This is a genomic window from Pseudorhodoferax sp. Leaf274 (genome assembly GCF_001422445.1).
Classification (GTDB): domain Bacteria; phylum Pseudomonadota; class Gammaproteobacteria; order Burkholderiales; family Burkholderiaceae_C; genus Pseudorhodoferax.
The window spans coordinates 17,742-37,427 of record NZ_LMNA01000023.1 but is presented as its reverse complement, the minus strand read 5'-3'; the positions used below and the strand labels follow the sequence as shown (position 1 = coordinate 37,427).

General features: G+C 68.1%; 16 protein-coding genes. 7 read left to right on the top strand and 9 right to left on the bottom strand.

Annotation, left to right across the window (positions count from 1 at the left end; translation table 11 throughout):
• Window positions 1-70: 70 nt before the first annotated feature.
• On the top strand, window positions 71-505 hold the full coding sequence (locus ASF44_RS17360; protein ID WP_056900490.1) for a DUF1841 family protein: 435 nt from the start codon (window positions 71-73) through the stop codon (window positions 503-505).
• 58 nt (window positions 506-563) lie between these two features.
• On the opposite strand, the gene ASF44_RS17355 is transcribed toward ASF44_RS17360, so the two are convergent.
• Window positions 564-1,250 carry a cytochrome c gene (locus tag ASF44_RS17355; protein ID WP_056900489.1) on the bottom strand — a complete coding sequence of 229 codons (687 nt, stop codon included), beginning with the start codon at window positions 1,248-1,250 and terminating at the stop codon, window positions 564-566.
• Window positions 1,251-1,338: 88 nt separating this feature from the next.
• Here ASF44_RS17355 and ASF44_RS17350 point away from each other — a divergent pair, with 88 nt between their 5' ends.
• The 6 genes from ASF44_RS17350 (at window position 1,339) to ASF44_RS17325 (ending at window position 10,579) form a co-directional block, all read left to right on the top strand.
• Complete coding sequence (locus tag ASF44_RS17350; RefSeq protein ID WP_056900488.1) at window positions 1,339-2,181, top strand: MoxR family ATPase; 843 nt, start codon at window positions 1,339-1,341, stop codon at window positions 2,179-2,181.
• Between the two features lie 31 nt (window positions 2,182-2,212).
• On the top strand, window positions 2,213-3,406 hold the full coding sequence (locus ASF44_RS17345) for a VWA domain-containing protein (RefSeq protein WP_056900487.1): 1,194 nt from the start codon (window positions 2,213-2,215) through the stop codon (window positions 3,404-3,406).
• A 4-nt stretch (window positions 3,407-3,410) separates the two neighbouring features.
• The gene (locus ASF44_RS17340; protein ID WP_056900486.1) at window positions 3,411-5,360 is read left to right on the top strand and encodes an autotransporter assembly complex family protein; all 1,950 of its coding nucleotides are present in this window, start codon (window positions 3,411-3,413) and stop codon (window positions 5,358-5,360) included.
• Window positions 5,360-9,454, top strand: coding sequence for a translocation/assembly module TamB domain-containing protein (locus ASF44_RS17335; protein WP_056900485.1), 4,095 nt, complete (start codon window positions 5,360-5,362; stop codon window positions 9,452-9,454). The genes ASF44_RS17340 and ASF44_RS17335 overlap by 1 nt, the downstream gene beginning before the upstream one ends.
• Before the next feature lie 257 nt (window positions 9,455-9,711).
• Complete coding sequence (locus ASF44_RS17330) at window positions 9,712-10,218, top strand: Panacea domain-containing protein (protein WP_056900801.1); 507 nt, start codon at window positions 9,712-9,714, stop codon at window positions 10,216-10,218.
• Between the two features lie 4 nt (window positions 10,219-10,222).
• On the top strand, window positions 10,223-10,579 hold the full coding sequence (locus ASF44_RS17325) for a hypothetical protein (protein ID WP_056900484.1): 357 nt from the start codon (window positions 10,223-10,225) through the stop codon (window positions 10,577-10,579).
• Window positions 10,580-10,637: 58 nt separating this feature from the next.
• Here ASF44_RS17325 and ASF44_RS17320 read toward each other — a convergent pair whose 3' ends face one another.
• From ASF44_RS17320 to ASF44_RS17285, 8 genes are read right to left on the bottom strand one after another with little or no spacing between them, the layout of a single operon-like run.
• Entirely contained in the window at window positions 10,638-10,925 is a 288-nt protein-coding gene (locus tag ASF44_RS17320; RefSeq protein ID WP_156374572.1) for a hypothetical protein, read from the bottom strand.
• A 5-nt stretch (window positions 10,926-10,930) separates the two neighbouring features.
• Window positions 10,931-11,494: a hypothetical protein gene (locus ASF44_RS17315; protein ID WP_056900482.1), complete on the bottom strand. Its 564-nt coding sequence runs from the start codon at window positions 11,492-11,494 to the stop codon at window positions 10,931-10,933.
• A 2-nt stretch (window positions 11,495-11,496) separates the two neighbouring features.
• On the bottom strand, window positions 11,497-11,982 hold the full coding sequence (locus ASF44_RS17310) for a glycoside hydrolase family 108 protein (protein ID WP_056900481.1): 486 nt from the start codon (window positions 11,980-11,982) through the stop codon (window positions 11,497-11,499).
• A complete protein-coding gene (locus ASF44_RS17305) occupies window positions 11,982-12,401 on the bottom strand; it encodes a phage holin family protein (protein WP_056900800.1) in 420 nt (139 codons plus the stop codon). Before ASF44_RS17305 ends, ASF44_RS17310 begins: the two co-directional genes overlap by 1 nt.
• Window positions 12,401-12,937, bottom strand: a complete 537-nt coding sequence (locus ASF44_RS17300) for a hypothetical protein (protein ID WP_056900480.1) — start codon at window positions 12,935-12,937, stop codon at window positions 12,401-12,403. Before ASF44_RS17300 ends, ASF44_RS17305 begins: the two co-directional genes overlap by 1 nt.
• Window positions 12,938-12,944: 7 nt before the next feature.
• Complete coding sequence (locus ASF44_RS32915; RefSeq protein ID WP_056900479.1) at window positions 12,945-14,279, bottom strand: phage tail protein; 1,335 nt, start codon at window positions 14,277-14,279, stop codon at window positions 12,945-12,947.
• Window positions 14,276-15,187, bottom strand: coding sequence for a hypothetical protein (locus ASF44_RS17290; protein WP_056900478.1), 912 nt, complete (start codon window positions 15,185-15,187; stop codon window positions 14,276-14,278). Before ASF44_RS17290 ends, ASF44_RS32915 begins: the two co-directional genes overlap by 4 nt.
• Window positions 15,184-19,686: a hypothetical protein gene (locus tag ASF44_RS17285; protein ID WP_056900477.1), complete on the bottom strand. Its 4,503-nt coding sequence runs from the start codon at window positions 19,684-19,686 to the stop codon at window positions 15,184-15,186. The genes ASF44_RS17290 and ASF44_RS17285 overlap by 4 nt, the downstream gene beginning before the upstream one ends.

Below are 19,686 nucleotides of genomic sequence, written 5' to 3'. Positions count from 1 at the left end.
CGGTGGGGGGCTCGGGGCATTCTAGGCACGCGGCCACGCCCCCGAATCAGCGTGCTAGGCTCGCTCCATCATGTTCAATCCTTCCCAGGCGGACGTGCGCCGCTTCTTCTGCGGTGCACACGCCAAGGCCCTGGCGGGCCAACCCATGGAGGCCATCGAAACACTGGCCAGCCAGTGGATCGCCGAGCACCCCGAGTACCACGCCGACATGGCCGATGCCGATGCCGCAGTGGCCCGCGTCTACGACGGTGCGGACGGCCAGCAGAACCCGTTCCTGCACCTGTCCATGCACCTGTCGATCAGCGAGCAATGCTCCATCGACCAGCCACGCGGCATCCGCCAGGCCGTGGAGCTGCTGGAGCGCCGCCGCCAGTCGCTGCACGACGCCCACCATGAGGTCATGGAATGCCTGGGCCGCATGATGTGGGAGAGCCAGCGCGCCGGCCGACCGCCCGATGGCCAGGCCTACATCGACTGCGTGCAGCGCCGCGCCACGCAGGACTGAAAGAAGCAGGCAAGAAAAAGCCCGCACGCGGCGGGCTCGGTTGCAGCAGGCGACGGCCTTACTTCTGCGAGGTCCGGAAACGCGATTCCGGCACGACCTGCAGGCCGCCTTCCAGGCTGGCCAGGTAGTTGGCGATGGCCTTGAGTTCGGCGTTCGAGAACTGCTTGGCGAGTGGCGCCATCACGCCATTGGAGCGGCCGACCAGGCCCGTGTTGGCACCGGTCTTGTAGGCCTTCAGCGCCACGAACAGGTAGTCGGCATGCTGGCCCGCGATCTTGGGGTAGCTCGCGTCGATCGGCTTGGCGAAGTTCGCACCGTGGCAGGACACGCAGGCGCCCTTTTGCAGCAGCGCGGCGACCTGCGCATCGGGCTGCCGGCCCAGCTGTTCGGGCGGCGTCGGCGCACCGTCGACGTGCGTGCTGTAGAACGCCGCGAGGTCGGCGATGTCCTGGTCGGTCAGCGACTCCGCGATGCCGCGCATCGACGGGTGCCGGCGGTCGCCCGTCTTGTAGGCATTGAGCGCGGCCGCGATGTAGGGCGCGCCCTGGCCCGAAATCTTCGGCACCTTGTAGACCTCGGGAAACGCGGTCTGGTAGCCGACGATGCCGTGGCAGCCGATGCACATGTCGGCCTTGCCCTGGCCGGCTTGGGGGTCTCCCTTGATTTGCTGGGCCATTGCTGGAACGGCCAACGCCGTCACCGATGCGACAGCCAAAGCAAACACCGTGGTCATTAATTTATTCATTTTGCGCGCACAATCTCTATTGAAATCAGGCCGGAAGCAGCGTTTGAGTATAGCCGGCACGCCTCTCAATTCCCCTCCTCCAGACTCCATGAAATTCCAAGGCTCGAACAATTACGTTGCCACGCAAGATCTGATGCTGGCGGTGAACGCATCCGCCACGCTCAAGCGGCCATTGCTGGTCAAGGGCGAGCCCGGCACGGGCAAGACCATGCTGGCCGAAGAGGTCGCCAGCGCGCTCGACCTGCCGCTGCTGCAGTGGCACATCAAGTCCACGACCAAGGCGCAGCAAGGCCTGTACGAGTACGACGCGGTGAGCCGGCTGCGCGATTCGCAGCTGGGCGACGAGCGCGTCAAGGACATCCACAACTACATCGTCAAGGGCGTGCTGTGGCAGGCCTTCACGGCCGAGGAACCGGTGGCTTTGCTGATCGACGAAATCGACAAGGCCGACATCGAGTTCCCGAACGACCTGCTGCGCGAACTCGACCGCATGGAGTTCTATTGCTATGAAACCCGCGAGCTGATCCGCGCCAAGCACCGGCCGCTGGTATTCATCACATCGAACAACGAAAAGGAGTTGCCCGACGCGTTTTTGCGCCGCTGCTTTTTCCACTACATCAAGTTCCCCGATGCAGCGACCATGCAGCAGATCGTGGACGTGCATTTCCCGGGCCTCAAGAAGGAGCTGCTGACGGCGGCGATGAAGACCTTCTACGACGTGCGCAACCTGCCCGGCCTCAAGAAGAAGCCGTCCACCTCCGAACTGCTGGACTGGCTCAAGCTGCTGGTGGCCGAAGACATCCCGGCCGAGGCGCTGCAGAGCAAGGACGACAAGGTGGCGGTGCCGCCGCTGGTCGGCGCGCTGCTCAAGAACGAACAGGACGTGACGCTGTTCGAGAAGCTGGTGTTCATGCAGCGGAACAACCGCTGAGCGCCCTCCACCCCGCGCCAGGAGCCAAGGCATGCTGATCGACTTCTTCTACACCCTGCGCTCGGCCAAGCTGCCGGTGTCGGTCAAGGAATACCTGATGCTGCTCGACGCGGTCAAGCAGGGCGTGGTGGGCCCGGCCAGCCCCGACGGCGCCTACGCGATCGACGACTTCTACTACCTCTCCCGCACGGCGCTGGTGAAGGACGAGAAGCACTACGACAAGTTCGACCGCGCCTTCGCCGCCTACTTCAAGGGCGTGGAGATGGTGGCCGACTTCACCAAGGACATCCCGCTCGAGTGGCTGCGCAAGAACCTCGAGCTGGAACTCAGCCCCGAGGAGAAGGCCAAGATCGAGAAGATGGGCTGGGACGAGCTCATGGAGACGCTCAAGAAGCGCTTCGAGGAGCAGAAGGAACGCCATGAAGGCGGCAGCAAGTGGATCGGCACGGGCGGCACCTCGCCCTTCGGCGCCAACGGCTTCAACCCGCAGGGCATCCGCATCGGCCAGGAGAAGGGCCGCAACAAGAGCGCCGTGAAGGTCTGGGACCAGCGCGCGTACAAGGATTACGACGACAGCCAGGAACTGGGCACGCGCAACATCAAGGTGGCGCTGCGCCGGCTGCGCAAGTTCGCGCGCGAGGGCCACGAGGAAGAGCTCGACCTGGACGACACCATCCGCTCCACCGCCGCCAACGCCGGCTGGCTGGACATCAAGATGGTGCCCGAGCGCCACAACAACGTGAAGGTGCTGCTGCTGATGGACGTGGGCGGCACCATGGACGAGCACATCGCCCGCGTGGAGGAGCTGTTCTCGGCCACCAAGACCGAGTTCAAGCACATGGAGTTCTACTACTTCCACAACTGCGTCTATGACTTCATGTGGAAGAACAACCGGCGGCGCTTCTCCGAGAAGTTCGCCACCTGGGACATCCTGCGCAAGTACAACAAGGACTACAAGCTGATCTTCGTGGGCGACGCGACGATGAGCCCTTACGAAATCTTGCAACCTGGCGGCAGCGTGGAATACAACAACGAGGAGCCCGGCGCCGAGTGGCTGCAGCGCCTCACGCACGCCTTTCCCAAGTTCGCATGGATCAACCCCGAACCGCAAGGCGTGTGGCAGTACCGCCAGAGCATCGGCCTGATCCAGCAGCTCATGAGCAACAGGATGTTTCCCTTGACGCTGAAAGGGCTCGAGGACGCCATGCGCCTGCTGTCAAAATGAATCGATGTTCCCGACGGTTGTGAAGCGTGCGCCGGCCTCGTGGCCGGCGTTTTTGTTGGTGGTGGCTCTTGTCCTTCCGGGATGCGGGTTGCTGCGCCCCGCCCAGGAGCCGGCACCCGCCAATGCCAGCGGTGCCGATGGCACCCAGGTGATGCCCAGCGAGGCCGTCGCCAAGCAGGAAGGCAAGCCCGCCAGCACGCGCGACACCTTCACCGTGGAGGTGCGCGGCCCCGACCCCGCGCGCGAACTGCTGGACCAGCACCTGGACCTGCAGCGCTACCGCCGGTTGGACGACCTCTCCGTGGCCGAGATCTCGCGCCTGATGGCCGCGGCCGAGCCCAATGCGCGGCAGCTCCTGGGCACGCTGGGCTACTTCACGCCGACGCTGACCCTGGAACTGCTGGACACCCCGGGCGGCGAGCGCGCGGACCATGCCGTGGTCGTCACCGTGGAGCCCGGTCCCCGCACGCGCGTGGGCGAGGTGAAGCTGGGCTTCAGCGGCGCCATCGCGGCCGAGAACCCACAGGCCGAACGCCGGCGCAACGCCCTCGAGCGCAACTGGTCGCTGCGCAGCGGCGCCGAGTTCACCCAGTCGGGCTGGGACGGCGCCAAGAGCGCCGCCCAGCGCCAGTTGACAGCGCGGCGCTACCCGCTGGGCCGCATCGCCGACAGCCGCGCGCAGATCGACGCCGACCGGCAGCTCGCCGACCTGGGCGTGCAATTCGATTCGGGCCCCGCCTACCGCTTCGGCGACCTGCAGATCCGCGGCAGCGAGCGCTACAGCCCGCTCAATGCCGTGCGCATCGCCCAGCTGCCCACGGGCCAGGAATACGACCAGCAGAAGCTGCTGGACACGCAGCAGCGGCTGGCCTCCAGCGGCTTCTACGAATCGGTGTTCCTGACGCTGGACACCGAGGGCACCGATCCACAGAACGTGCCCGTGATCGCGCAGGTGCGCGAGGCACCGCTGCAAAAGCTCGTGTTCGGCGTGGGCTACACCACCGACGCCGGCCCGCGCCTGTCGGTGGACCACATCCACAACAAGATCCCGCTGCTGGACTGGCGCGCGGTGTCGCGTTTGTCGCTGGACAACGAGAACAAGTCGCTGGGCACCTCGCTGTTCGGCCTGCTGGACGAGCGGCTGTGGCGCTGGTTCGGCAGCGGCCTGGTGCAGCGCGAGCGCTCGGGCAGCTTCGATGTGCTCTCCGGCAGCCTGCGCTACGGCCGCAGCAAGTCGACCGACCACATCGACCGCAGCTGGTTTGCGCAGTACGACTACGCGCGCAGCTCGGGCGCCGATGCACCGCCGCCCGCCTCCACGGTGAGCATGAACTGGGGCTGGACCGGCCGCTACTTCGACAACAACAGCCGGCCGCGGCGCGGCCAGGGCCTGCAGCTGGAAGTCGGCGTGGGCACCACGCTGCTGGGCGGCCAGTACCCCTACACGCGCACGGTGGCGCGCTGGCTCGGCTACGTGCCGCTGTACCAGGTGCGCGCCAGCAGCGGCACGGACACCGGCACCGATACGCGCGCGCGCCGGGCACGCCTGCAGCTGCGTGCCGAGGCCGGCGCGGTGGTCGCGCCCGACGCGGCGCAGATCCCGTCGACCCAGCTGTTCCTGACCGGCGGCGACACCACGGTGCGCGGCTTCGGCTACCGCAAGATCGGCGCGAGCTACGTGAACGACACGACCGTGGCCGGCCGCTACATGGCGGTGGGCAGCATGGAGCTGCAGCACCCCGTTGTGTGGAATGGCGCGCTGACGGACTTCGAGGCCGTGGCCTTCGTCGACACGGGTTCCGTGGCCGACCGCGCGGCCGACTTCCAATACAAGGTGGGTGCCGGCGGCGGCATGCGCTGGTACAGCCCCGTCGGCCTGGTGCAGGCCGACATCGCCCACGGCTTCGGCGAGGGCGGCATCAGCATCCACCTGCGGCTGGGGTTCACGTTCTGATGGATTCCTCCACGCCCCCCACCCCGCCCTCCCCGTCCGCAACGCCCGCCCCGCGCAGGCCACGCCGGCGCCTGCTGCGCGCCATCGGCTGGAGCGCGGCCGGCCTGGGCACGGCCCTGGTCGCACTGGGCGCCTACGGCTGGTGGTGGAGCGGCCAGCCCCAGTCGCTGCCGACCGCGCTGTCGTTCGCCAGCCGCTACCTGCCGGCGGGCCAGAGCCTGCAGACGCGCGACGCACAGGGCGCGCTGCGCCATGGCGCCACCATCGCCTGGCTGCGCTGGCAGAGCCCGGCCATGGCCGTCGAAGTGACCGACCTGCAGTTGCGCTGGCAACTGCGGCCACTGCTGTCGCGCCGCGTGCAGATCGACCAGTTCCAGGTCGGCAAGCTGCAGCTCACGCCTGGCGCGCCGCAACCGGACCAGCCACCCGCAGAGCCGCTGCAGCAGCTGACGCTGCCGGTCGAGGTCGAACTGCCGTTCGATGTGCGCGAGATCGTCTACGGACCCGACCCTGCCGCCCCCGCGCTCACGGTGCAGGCGCTGGCCGGTCACTACCGCTACGCGCAAGGCAGTCACCAGCTGCGGCTCGACGGGGTTGAGGTGGCCGACGGGCGCTACCAGGGCCAGGTGGCGCTGCAGGGTGCCGCGCCCATGGCCCTGGATGCCCAGTTGCGCGGCGAAGTGCGCGCCCCCATGGTCGAAGGCAGCGCACCGCTGACCGTGCAGGCCGAAGCCATGGTGCGCGGCCAGCTCGCGCAGCCGGACGGCCAGCTCAAGATCACGGGCCGGGTCGCACCCGCCACCGGCGACGAAGGCATGCGCGCCACGCTGGACGCCGACATCGCGCCCTGGCAAACCCAGCCGGTGCTGCGCGCGCTGGCGGATTTCCAGCGCATCGATGCCGCGCGCTTCGTGCCTGGCGCACCGCGCACCGACCTGTCGGGCACGCTGCGCGCCGGCCCCGCGGCGCCGGCCACACCCGGCGCGGCCACGGCCTGGCAGGCCGAACTGCAGGCCCGCAACGCGCTGCCCGGCCCCTGGGACAAGCAACGCCTGCCTCTGGCCGGTGTGCAGGCCACGGCCCGCCTGGACGGCCAGGACTGGACGGTGCCGCAGGCCGAACTCGAGCTCGGCAACGGCCGCATCGCGCTGCAGGCCAGCTACGGCCCCATGCCGCTGCGCTGGCAGGCCGAGGCGCGCATCGAGCGCATCCAGCCGGCGCTGCTGTATTCCACGCTGGACGCCACACCGGTCTCGGGCACGGCCAAGGCCGACCAGCAGGACGCCGTGATCCGCTTCGACGCCGGCCTGCAGGCCGCGGCCGCGCGCGCCGGTTTGCCTGCCGCGCCGCGGCTGGACCTGCTGCAGGCGCGCGGCCTGTACCGCACCGCCACCCAGCAGCTGGAACTGGACGCCTTGCGCATCGACGCCGGCCCGGCGCGCATCGCAGGCCAGCTGCGCGCACAGCTCGACACCCGGGCCGGCGCGGGCAAGCTCGACCTGCAGGCCCCCGGCCTGCAGGCGCAGCTGGAAGGCGACATCGCCGCCGCACGCGGCCAGGCCCAGGCCCGTGTGAACCTGCGCGATGCGGCCAGCCTGCAACGCTGGCTGTCCAGCCTGCCCGGCCTGGAGAAGGCGTTCGCCGGCACGTCGGTGGCCGGCAGCGCGCAGCTGGACCTGCGCTGGCAGGGCGGCTGGGCGCAGCTGCAGCAGCAACTGGCGCAGCCCTCCACCGTGCAGCGCGGCCTGGCTGTCGAGCTGGCCCTCAACGCGCCGCGGCTGGACCTGCAGCTGCCAGGCGCCGACCCCGCCACACCCCAGTCCATCGCCCTACGCGAGATCACCGCGCGGCTGTCCGGCAACCCGGCCGATGCGCAGCTGGCCGTGGACGGGCGTGCCGCCATGGGTGCGCAGCAATTCCGCCTGCGCACGCGCGCCAGCGGCGGCATCGCGGGCAGCGACCAGTGGCGCCTGACCATCGGCGAGTTGCAGGCCGTGGCCAGCGGCCTGGCCAGCGGCGCGGTCGGCGGCACCGAGAAACAGCCCTGGCAGCTGGCGCTGCAGCAGCCGGTGTCGGCCACGCTGCGCCGCGGCCAGTCCCCGCTCTGGCAGCTCGATGCCTCGGCCGGCAGTGCCAGCCTGCAGGGCCCGGGCCCGGACGCGCTGCAGCTGCAGTGGCAGCCCTTGCTGCTGGCGCAGACGGCGGCCGGCCCCACGCCGGCCTGGCAGGTGCGCGGCAGCGGCCGCGTGCTCGGCCTGTCCATGGCCTGGGCCGAGGCACTGGCGCCCCAGATGGCGCAAAGCGGCATCAGCGGCAACCTGGTGTTCGACGGCGACTGGGCGATCGACACCACCGGCCCGCTGCGCGCCTCGGCCAAGCTGGCGCGGCGCAGCGGCGACCTGCTCGTGCGCGCCGGCGAGGGTGCGCTGGTGCGGCGCATCCACACCGAAGGCACGGGCACGGTGCGCGAGACCACCATCGACAACGGCAAGCCAGCCGACGCACCCGCCACGCCGGCCGGCATCCAGCGGGCCGAGCTCACGGTCGACGCGCAAGGCGAGGACGTGCGCGCGCAGCTGGCCTGGAACAGCACGCGCGCCGGCGAAGCCCAGGCCGACGTGCGCACGCGCATCGATGCGGGGGGCGGCAGCTTCGCGTGGCCGGCGGATGCGCCGCTGTCGGGCCGGATCACGGCCCGCGTGCCCAACGTGGGCGTGTGGTCCATGTTTGCGCCGCCGGCCTGGCGCATCGACGGCACGCTGGCGGCCGACGCGGCATTGGCCGGCACGCGCACCGCGCCCCAGTGGAACGGCACGCTGTCGGCCGACGGCCTGGCCGTGCGCGCGGCCGTCGAAGGCATCGAACTCAAGGACGGGCGCATGCGCGCGCGGCTGCAGGGCAACCGGCTGACGCTGGACGAACTGACGCTCAAGGGCGGCAGCGCCAGCCGCGCCCGCATCGCCGGGCCGGCCGGCAACCTCAGCACCGTGAGCAGCGAGGCCGCGCGCGATGGCGGCGAGCTGCGGCTGTCCGGCAACGTGCAATGGAACGCCGCGGCCGCCGACCAGTCCGGCATCGCCATGGACATGAACGCCCAGCTGCGCAGCCTGCGCGTGCTGGTACGCAGCGACCGCCAGGTCACCGTCTCCGGTCAGTTGCAGGCCGGCATGGAGCAGGGCCAGATCCGCGTGCGCGGCGCGCTGACGACCGACCGTGGCGTGATCATCCTGCCCGACGAGACCGCGCCCACGCTGGGCAGCGACATCACGGTCCGCTCGGCCGCGATCGACGCCGAGGCGCGCGCGCGCCAGCTGCGCGAGAAGGCCAGCGCCGACGCCGCCGCGGCCAAGCAGGCCAAGGCCCAGCCCGCGAAGCCGCCGGACATCGCCGTGAGCCTGGACATGGGCCGCGACTTCGCGGTGCAGGGCCACGGCCTGACCACCCGCCTGGGCGGAAGGATCGACATCACGGCCAACGCCAACAGCGGCGGACAGCCGCGCGTCACGGGCGAGATCCAGACGGTGCAGGGCCGCTACCGCGCCTATGGCCAGCAGCTGGACGTGGAATCGGGCGTGGCGCGCTTCAACGGCCCCTACGACAACCCTTCGCTGGACATCCTGGCGATCCGGCCGAACCTGGAGCAGAAGGCGGGCGTGCAGATCACGGGCACGGCGCAGTCGCCGCGCGTGGCGCTGTACTCATCGCCGCAACTGACCGATGCCGAGACGCTGTCCTGGATGCTGCTGGGCCGCTCCACGGCCGGTGGCGGCGCCGAGGCGGCGGTCATGCAGCAGGCCGCGCTGGCGCTGCTGGGCGGCTTCGGCCCCAAGGGCGGCGGCGGCAACTTCGCCAGCCGCTTCGGCCTGGACGAGATCGGCTTCAAGGGCCCGACCACCGGCGAAGACGCCAGCAAGTCGGCACTGACGCTGGGCAAGCGCCTGACCGACCAGATCTACGTGACCTACGAAGCCAGTCTGGCCGGCAGCCTGGGCACGCTGTACATCTTCTACGACCTCACGCGCAACCTTGCGCTGCGCGGCCAGGCCGGTCTCAAGAGCGGCGTGGACCTCATCTACACGCTGAGCTACGACTAGCGGCCCCCTACAATGCGCGCCCGCGCCTCCTCGTAGTTCAATGGGAGTTTCAGGAGGAGAGACCGGCGTCAGCGACTCACTTTCGACTCACAGCATGTCGCCAAGGGATGTGGGAAAATCGCTTAATGACACCACTTGTAGTAGCCTCCGCCCCCAAACAGTAGCGGGCTTTCGCTGCAAGCCAATGCAGCGGAGGCGGAAGCATGGCTTAATTGCCCAATAGGCTGTACATCCATACATTACTGCAGGAGGACTGCATGCCCTTCAGCGCCAAACAGATCGCCAACTTCTTCCTCGACTGCGCAGCAGAAGAGCGGGCCGCGATTTCGCCCATGAAGTTGCAGAAGCTCGTTTACTACGCCCATGGGTGGTACACCGGCTATACCGGCACCCCATTGATCAACGAGGCCGTCGAGGCTTGGCAATTCGGCCCGGTCATCCCCTCGCTGTACCACGAGTTCAAGCGATTCGGCTCTGGCCCCATTCATGGCAAGGCGACCGAGCTTGACTTCGCATCGCTGCAGAGCACGGTGGTCCCACCGCCCGCCGACGGGTCAGTGCGCGCGTTCCTGGCGAATGTCTGGAATAGCTACAAGGGCTTCACTGCCACGAAGCTCTCCGAGATGACACACGCAGCGGACAGTCCATGGGCCCGCACCTGGCAGAACAACCCCGGCATGCGCGGCGTGGACATCCCCTTCTCGGAGATCCAGGAGCATTTCGGGGACGCCGTAAGGCGGTCTACCGCCAGGGCAACAGCCTGAGCCGATGGCGGAGCAAGACGCGAAGAACGGCATCGCAAAAGCCGTCATCGATCCCAGCGCCGAAACAATTTCTCAAGCGCCGGCACCCGTCACCCCACGGGACGAGTCGGCGTTTTTTCACGCCTCCAAGCTGGAGCACGACCGAGAGACGAATCGCCTGAACCTAGGCTATCTGGGCCGATTCTTCGGGGCGAACCCACAGACGCCGGTCCACGTCGCCGCAACCGTGGCGGTCGCAGCGACCGGCATGCTGCTGATCACCTTCTGGGTGGATGTTCAGGACGCGAGCCAGCTACGTAGCGGCCTTTTCACCATCATCAGCACCTCGCTCGCGTACATCTTCGGCTCGAATTCGAAGTGAGTCCGAGCGGCACTCACAGGCCGCCGAACTCGCCCACCCTCGAACAACGAGGACAAGTTCAGCTGAGCGGGGCCGGGCCGGTGTCGTAGTCCTTGGCTTCACCGTGCCGGCTCGACTCGATCAGCTCCACACCGATGCCGTGCAGCATCTCGCGCAGTTCCAGCCAGTCGCGCTTTGTGATCTTGCCCCGCGCATCGTTGTTCGTGGCCGCACTCAAGAATGCGCGCTGGCCGCAGTCCAGCATCTGCACATGCACCGTGCTGGCGAACTTGCTCCGAAGCTCGAAGCTCTCGCCCGGCAGGTAGCGCCGGGCCGTCATCGACGTGACCTCAAGATGCCAGGACATAGCCCCTACCTCCCCGCCTGCTCGGCGATCTTGCGCACGGCGTCCCCGCTCGCCTTGCTGCCCCTGCTGCTGCCAATGAAGTAGGCGATGGCGCCGGTCAGGCCTGTCTCCACCGTGGCATAGGCCCGCACGATCAGCGCGCGCAGGAATTCGTCCACCGGCAGCGGCGCGAAGTAGAACAGGGCCAGCGTACCCGCCCAGGCCGCGGCCAGCATGAAGAAAATGACTTGCGGCATCCAGTCCTTGGTGGCCGTCTGCCGCGCGCGTGCATCCTGTACATCACGCATGACCGCCTCGTCCGCCGCCTGGTTCAACTTCTCCACGTCGATGTCCAGTTCCCGCATGCGCACCGCAAACGCCTGCTCGGCCGCCTTGATCGACACGATCTGCTCGCCGGTCAACTGGCCGCTGGAGATGGCCGCCGCCACATCCGCCTCACTCGCGTTCTCGTCGCCGAGCACGGCGCCGGCCAGCACCTTGATCGCAGCGCCAGCCAGCGGGCCACCCAAGGCCGTCCCCAACGCGGGCGCCACGCCGCTCACGAACTTGCGCCAGTCGAAGTCGGCCATGGTCACCCCTTCGCCGCGATGAGGTTGGCCGCCACGCGCCGCGCCCATCCCTTGCCGAAGTCCTTCCAAGTCACGAGATCAGCCAGCATGTTCAGCCGGTGACCGTTGAACCTGGCCGCAATCGCGTTGCCGTTGTAGCCCTGCGCAGCCATCATGGTCTTGGGGCCGAAGATGCCGTCATCCGTGACGAACACCGCGCGCTGAAGCCATCGAATGGCCTGGCGCACGCCGGAGTTGTAGGCCGCATCGAATACATCGAAGCGCAGCGACGGCGGCAGGCTGTCCGCCTGGACGGCATCCCAATAGGCCTTGCGCGCGATCGCTTTCGCTGTCTCCTGCGGCAAGGTGCGCATGTCGCCCATGTAGCCGTACTCGCGGGCCACGCGCTGGGTGATGCCCCATCGCGTGGCGCCACCCGGATCCGCAGGGTGGTCCACGAAATCGCCTTCATGGCCGAGCAGCCGGCCGAATGCTTGATCGAATTCCATCAGCGGTCTCCCAGCGGTGCTGGCATCGTGTCTTCCAGCTTCATGCCGAACTTGTGCTCGATGAAGCGGCGCCCGGCGACCTCCGCCCATGCCAGGGTCTTGGCGCCGATGTGCCCCATCATCCCGACGGCGCAAGCCGTGAGCAGCGGGTTCATCTCCATCGCCTCGCAGGCCCAGAAGGTCAGGAAGCCGACGAAAGCACTGGTGGCCAGCTCGCCGATCAGCATCGACAGGCTGAGCATCGTCCCGCGACGCAGGGCCATGATGAAGCGGACCAAGCCGCCCATCATCGAGATGCCGAGCACCACGCCGTACTCCTGCAGGCTGTAGCTCAGCGGCGACTTGATCGTCGTGGTGGCCATGGCCAGAGACGGCTGGAGCAGCTGCAGCGCCAGCACCACGGCGATGACGATGCGCATCATGCCGGCAGCTCCAGCGGCGGCAGCATGGCAAGCAACTCGGCAGCGGTGGGCTCCGCAATCTCGCCGGCCTCCCACTGCGCCAGGATCTCGTAGCAGCGCGCGTAGGTGGCATCCATCCAGGTGGCATACACCACGCCCTCGTCGTGGAATGGGCCGGGGTAGCCCGCACGCAGCGACGCCGTGATGATGCTGTCGTACCGGCGTAGCGCCGCCCCTGCGTTGAGGTGCGCATCCACGTGGCGCAGCAGCAAAGCAATGCGCTGCTCGACGGTTGGCGGCTCAGGCTGCGGCGGATCAGGCTCCACTGGTATGTCGCGCAGCACCCAGGCACCCGCCTCTTCGGCCACGTACTGGCCAGGGCCAGGCTCCGGCGGCTCGACCTCCAGGCAACTGCCCGGAATGAGCCAGCGGCCCGGCTCCAGCGGGTCCATGTCGCCGCGCTCGAAGGCAAGTTCGAACGGCCCCACGTAGCGGCGGGTGAAGGGGTGGAAAGCAAAGACGATCTTGGGATCGATGACGGGCATGTCTTCCATGAGGACCTCAGTACTTGATGCAGACCATCACAGCGCGGTTGGCGGGACGCGACTCGGACGCACCTTCCGCTCCGATGACGTGCGCATGCGGCGGAACAGCGTCCATGGTCACGCCATGCACGTGAGGAGGGACGGCATTCATGGTCAGTGGGTGGTCGTGGTTGGGAACCGTGTTTGTGGTCATCGCAACCCCCGCCGTGTCCTCTGACTTGAACGAAGCTGCAGCCCCACCACCGCCAGCGACGCGGGTTTGAGGCGCGGTGTTGGTATGGCCCCCACCGTTGCCCACCGAGCCCGTAGGCGTGTAGCCGCCGCCGGAGTTCGCCGAACCCGTCGGGGTGTGCCCGCCCGCAGAAACGGTGGATCCGCCGTGGGCGTGGATCAGGTTTGCGGACGCTTGGACGGATGCGAAGGCGCGGCCCGGGTCGACGGCGCCGCTCTCGTCCCATGACCGCGCAAACAAGCCATAGTCATTCGGCAGGTTGAAGGTCGTCACCCCGTCCCCGGCGCCGTAGAGCGTGCCAATCCGCTGGAATAGCCGCACATAAGTCGTGCGCGAAACCGCAGCCCCATTTGCCTTCAGCCATCCAGCCGGCGGCGCGTTCATGTAGAACTCGCCGCGCTTGCCGGGCGGCGCCGCCTCCTGCACTTCCCAGTCGCCGGCCAGTCCGCCCCAGTGCCCGCCATCCACAGACACCAGCGGGCGCACGATTCCCTCGGCTCCGGCCCCCCATCCGATGGACAGCACCTGCGCTCCCTGGCCAGGCCCTTGCCCCATCAGCACCAGGTTGTCGCGCGCTGCGGTCAAGGAAATGAGCCAGCCCGCATAGGTGCCCGAACCGACCACGCCGCCGGCCCCTACGATGAACGACATGGCGCCGGTGTTGATGTCGTAGGAGGCGATCACCCCCAACATCCGCCGGCCTACCGGATCACCGGAAAGCGCCACGACGATGCTCTGGCCGGCCGTCCAAGCCTTGCCGGTCTGGGTTGTCAACGATTTGGTCCCAAGACCCATGGCCACCGTGGACACGCTGCTTCCGCTGGTGCCAGGTGCGTTGGCGGCAGATGTAGCGGCAGCCGCAGCCTGATCACGCGCGGCGAGTGCCACGTCACGCGCTGTCACGGCTGCCGCTGCGCTGCTCTGTGCCCCGGTCGCCCGCTCCTCCGCAGCGACAGCGTTCTGACGCGCCGCCGCAGCAGCAGCATTTGTCTGCGCAATGAACGTGGGGTATGCGCCCACCGTAGCGAAGGCCTTGGTATTGAAGTCCGCCTGCGTGTCCGTCAGTTGCGGCGCGGGCGGCATCAGCGCAATGGTGGGAGGAATCACGATGTCGGTCACGTCAGGCCCTCAAGTTCAAGTTCGCAGGTGGAGTAGTCGAAGTAGGCAATCAGCACTTCGAAGCTTTTGTAGATGCCGTAGACCGTCATGGCCTCATATCGGCCGGAGCCGATCCACAGGCAGGGCTGAGCCCGCACATCGGCCAGGAAGTCGACAAACGCGTCGACCTCCGCAGCGCGCAGCACGGGCGACCAATTGGCACGTCGTGCGAATGGCCGCTCCACCAGGATCGTGTCGCCGAACTCGTTGCGCTCTTTGCGCGAGTAGTCGGTGATGCCGATGCGCGCGCCCATCTGCACACCCATGGAGAAGGTGCGCATCTGGCCCAACAGAATCACGCCGACGGCCAACCCCACGTTGCCCGCGATGTCGATGGTGATGTCGGCCGCAGGCGCGCTCGGCAGGTCGGCGTAGATGCACTGCTTCGGCGACGTGCGCGGCCCAAGGAACCAGTCCCACCAGGTCGAGACAAGCAGCTGCCCCGCGAGGTTGACCGTCTTGTCGTAGATCAAGCCCAGCGATGGATCCGTGACACGAACCCGCATCGCCGTGGCATCGACCAGGTTCAACGCAGCAATGGTGTGCACCGCCTTGCCCGGCTTCAGGGTGTAGGTCAGGAAGTTCTGCGCGCGCGTTTGCGTGCTGTTGCTCTGGTCGAAGGCCTTCCAGCGGTTGGTCGGCCCAACCTCGACCCATTGGTCAGGCGAGCCCGCGGGCGCATGCCCCACATTGCTGTCGACGAGGCTCTCGTAGACCTTGTGCTGCGACGTCGCAATGACGCGCGCACCTTTGGCGTAGCCTGCGCCAGCAAGCCATTCAGCGTAGTCAGCCTCGGAAATGTTGGTGCTGACCAGCATCGCCGGCGTGATCGACAGCGGGCGCACCACACGCATCGTGCTTGGCGTCATGACTGCACCTCCCGCGCACGCATGGCCGACCCGCCTTCGGTGACATCCTCCCACAAGCGCTGGGTTGCCTCCGCTGCGCGCGTGGCGCGCAGCTGCAGGCTGACCTGGGTCGCCGCCCGGCTGCGCTCATCTTCACGCTGCGCGCGCATCTCGGCCAGCATGGCCGCGAAGTCGCCCAACGCCCCTGCGCTTGCACCCGCAGTGAACACTTGCGCCGGCGGCAGATAGGCCAGCTCGGGGCCGCGCTCGCCGACCATGGCCCACCCACCGGCATGGGCGCCGCCGTTGGCGAAGGCCGGCACCGTGATGCCCTGGCCAGCAGCAATGGCGCGGGTGGTCTCCAGCAAGCTGGCCGCGATCTGCGCCTGGAACGCCTTGAAATCGGCCGCGCTGGACGCGTTCTGGCGTGCCAGCTCGACCACCGAACGGCTCAGCTCTGGCAGCGAAGCAGCCGCCGCCTGATCTCCGGCACGCGCCTGGGCGGTGGCCAGCGCGAACTGGCCCTGCGTGTACGCGAAGCCGCCCAGGCCGGCCCCGGCGATTTCGCCGCGAATGCGCTTGACCTCGTCGACCAGTGTGTCGCCAACAGACTGCCAGGCGGCCTTGACGCGGTCGGCGGCGTCCTGCGCCGCCTTGGCGGTGGCGTCCGCGGCCTGCTTGTCCTGCAGGTCGAAGATGGCCTGCTGGATGGCCCGGTTCTCGTCGGTGAGCAACTCGGCCATCTGGCGCCGGCGGATCTCGCCCGTGTCGCCCTGCAGCTGCAGCAGCTGCATCTCCAGCTGCTGGCGCTGCTGCAGCGAGGCCTGCGCTGCGCGCGCGGCTTCGGCGGTGTTGTCGATGATGGGCGTCAAGTCGGCGAAGGCACCCTGCAGCGCGATCAAGCCCGCGTACTGCTGCTGGCCCTTCTCGGTGCCCACGTCGATGCTCTGCGCCAAGGCGCGGAAGGCAGCGCGCGCATCGGCCGCGTTGCCGGCCACATCCGGCATGACCAGGCCCAGGCCCTCGAATGCATCCTGCGTGCGGCGGATCGCGGCGGCACGCTGCTCTTCGGCGGTGAAGTAGTTCTCGAAGTAGCCCGTGAGGTTCTGATTTAGCGCCTCCAGGCCGCCGGCCGCAGCAATGAGGCCGGTGGCCGCATCGAACGACAGGTTGCGCAGGTTCTGGAACGGCAGCTGGTTGATGGCATCGCGGAAGCTGCGCACGAAGTCGATCTGCGCCTGGATGCTGTTGAGCAGCTCGGCCGCGGCTTCGTCCGTGAGCTTCTCGGCATCGATGCCCTTGAGCTGCGCCGTGATGACCTTGGGCAGGTCGGTGGCGGCCTGCAGGGCCTGCACGGTCACCTGCAGCATGTCGGTGGCGAAGTTCTTGACCGCCTCCTCCGCATTCGGGCTGCGGCTGCTAGTGGACTCCCACGGCCGGCCACTGCCCAGGCCCGACTCGCCGAAGGTGACACCACCCGTCAGCGTGCCGCCGGAGAAGACACCGCCACGGCCTTTGCCCGACGTTTCCAGGCCCGCCTGGAAGCTGGTGAGCGCCAGGCTGGAACCGAGGTCACCCAGCAGCGCGTTGATGCCCTTGGTGGTACCGGTCATCAGCTCGGACACATAGTCCTTGGCGAACTCGCCGCCGCCGGGACCGACCACGAACGTCACCTCACCCTGCTTGCTGTCGATGTAGCCGCCGCGGCGGTAGTCCAGCACCTGGTCGCCCTGGAAGTTGATGCCGTAGTGCCCGCCGTAGCGCTCCTCGCCTTTGCCCGCGAAGGCCATGATGGCCAGGATGGCCGCAGCGGCGATCCAGCCATATGGGCCCAGCGATGCCGCGGCGCCGGCGGCGCTGGTGCCGCCGCCCGCAGCGGCCGCCGTGCCGGCCGCCGCACCGGCCGTGGCGCCTGCGGCCGTGCCAGCCGAAATTGCGTACGAGGTGGCCGCCTCCCCCAACAGCGCAGTGCCCGTCCCCAGCGCACCGCCAGACGATCCCAGCACCCCCGCCGTACCCAGGAAGGTGCCAGACCCCAGCGTGCCGCCAGCGAGTGCAGCCGACGCCCCGCCGATTGCCGAAGCGCCAGCGTACAGCGCCGGGGCGGTATAGAAGGCCGCACCCAGGCTGCTGGTCACCCCGCTGGCCGAGCTGGCGCCGGTGAACCAGCTGTACGCCTTGCTACCCCAGTCATACAGCGACTTGGCATCCTTGATCATGCCCAACACGCCGCCACCCGACGCAGTGCCGTCACCAATCGCACTGGAAACCGCGCCGCTGACCGGCTGCAGGATGGCGCTGATGGTGGGCCGCAGCACCATCGTCTTGAACATATTGACGGTGGTGTCGCGCAGGTTCTCGGCAGCCGTCTTGCCCTCCTCGAAGCCGCGCAGCAGCGCGTCTGTGAGGCTGCGGTTCACCTCCTCGGTGGTCTTGTTCCACTCGTCGCGCATCACCTGCTGCTCGACGTTGGCCATCTGCCGCGCAGCAGTGGCTTCCTCGATAGCCCTGAGGGCCTGCTCCTGCTCGGCATCCAGACGCCGCCCCTCAATCTCGCGGAGACGCTCTTTCAGCCGCACCTGCACCTGGTACTGCGCGATGGCAATGGCGCGGGCGCGCTCGCCCTGCCCCATCAACCCCAACTCGAACTGCACCGCCTCGTTGGCTTCGTCGATGTTGCGGCCGTACTCATAGGACGCGGTCAGCGCCGCATTCCAGGCGTCCTGCCGCTGGCGGTTGTAGGCATCCCAGTCCTCGCCATCCTGCTGTTTCTGCGCCGTGATCACGGCGCTGGCCGCGGCGGCCTGGCGGAACGTGAGCTCATTGATCTCGCGCAGCTGCTTTTTACGCCGCTCGCTGATCTCGGTGTCCACCAGGTCGATCTGGCCCTTGAGATTGGACACTTCCTTAAGCGCGTTCTTCTGTTGCGACTGGATCGCCAACTCGGCCTGCAGCGCGGCGCGCTGGCGTTCGAGCTGACCCACTTCCGCCGCCGCCACCACGTCAATCGCTTCGCGGTCTGACAGGGCCTGCATGCGACGCATGCTGCCGATCTCATCAAGCGTGGCCTTGGTGAGCGACGCCTCGACCGCCAAGCCGCGGCGGATCTCCGCGAGCCGCGCCTCCACCGCATCCTTGGCGGCGGCCTGCGCGTCCCCTTTGTCGCTCAGGTCACCGACGCTATCCTTCGATTCGCCAGCGCCCGATGCGTTCACACCGACCATCGCCTTCAATGCATCAGTGGCAGCCAGCGCCTCCTTTTGCACGGTCACGATCTGGGCACGCAGCTGCGCGATGCGGCGATTGTTGGTGTCGTTGGCGGGATCGCGCGCCTGGATCAGCTCAGGCCCCTGCAGCATGCCCTGCAGCCGCTTGATCTCCGCCTGTGCACGCTCTGCGCGGCTTGTCGCCTGGCCCAGCGGATCAACACCCAGCGCCATAGCGCCGAATTCCTTCAGCCCTCGCAGGACGCCGAGCAGGACGCCGCCCTCCTTCGCGCCGGCCGCCATCGCCCCCGCAATTTGGGTTAGCCCGGGCACCATGCGCCGCGCAAATTCGCGGCTCAGGTCGCTGGCGTTAGCCTGAAGCCCGAACAGCGCCTTGTTGAGCTTCTCAGCCTCCTCGGCCTGCTGCGCGGTGACTTTGCCGACCAGCGCCCCCTGCTCGGCAACGTTGGCCATGAACGGCGCGAGTTCCTTGACAGACTTGCCAAACAGGTCCGTCATCAGCCGGCCCTTGTTCATGTCATCGGCGTAGCCAGACAGGGCCACAGCGGTCACACGCACAGCCTCGGCAGGGTCCAACTTGCGCAGCTCTGCCACGCTCAGCCCGATGGCTTTGAGCTGCCGGGCGGTGTTGCTCTCTGGCGTGGCCTTGCTCAAAAGGTCGTTGAACTTCACAAGCACCGAACCGACAAGATCGAGCGACGCGCCGGAGCGGCGGGCCACATCCTCCAGCGCGCTGATGCTCTCGATGGTGGCGCCGGTGGCGTCCTTGATGTCGTTGAGCGCGTCGACGCCATCATTGACGTTCTTCACGAACGCGACCACCGCACCCAGCGTGAAGCTGCTTGCCAAGGCCGCGATCTGGCCGGCCGCGATGGAGGCCACAGGCCCCACCGCGCCGAGCCGGTCGATCAGGGTGCCTTGCGCACGGGCCGCAGCCTCGGCGCGGTTCTTGGCCGCCTCGTACGCATCGAGCGTTGGCTTGAGCGCCGCCATGTCGGCGCCACGCATGCGGGCCAGGCCTTCCTGGTACTGGCGATTGGCTGTGCCACCAGCCTCCCATGCAGCAATCTGCCGCCGCATGCCGGCCTCGATGTTCCTGGTGACGCGGTCCATGCCCTGCGTGACCGCCTCACCACTGCCGCCCAACTTGCCCAGGCCGCGCGCAGCCTGCTCGCCCACTTGCTCCGCCGACTGACCCAGCGACGACAGGCTGCGCTTGGCGCGCGTGACCCCGGTCTCCACGCCGTCGGCGTTGGCGGAGATCTTGATCTGGGTGTGCAGGTCGTCAGCCAT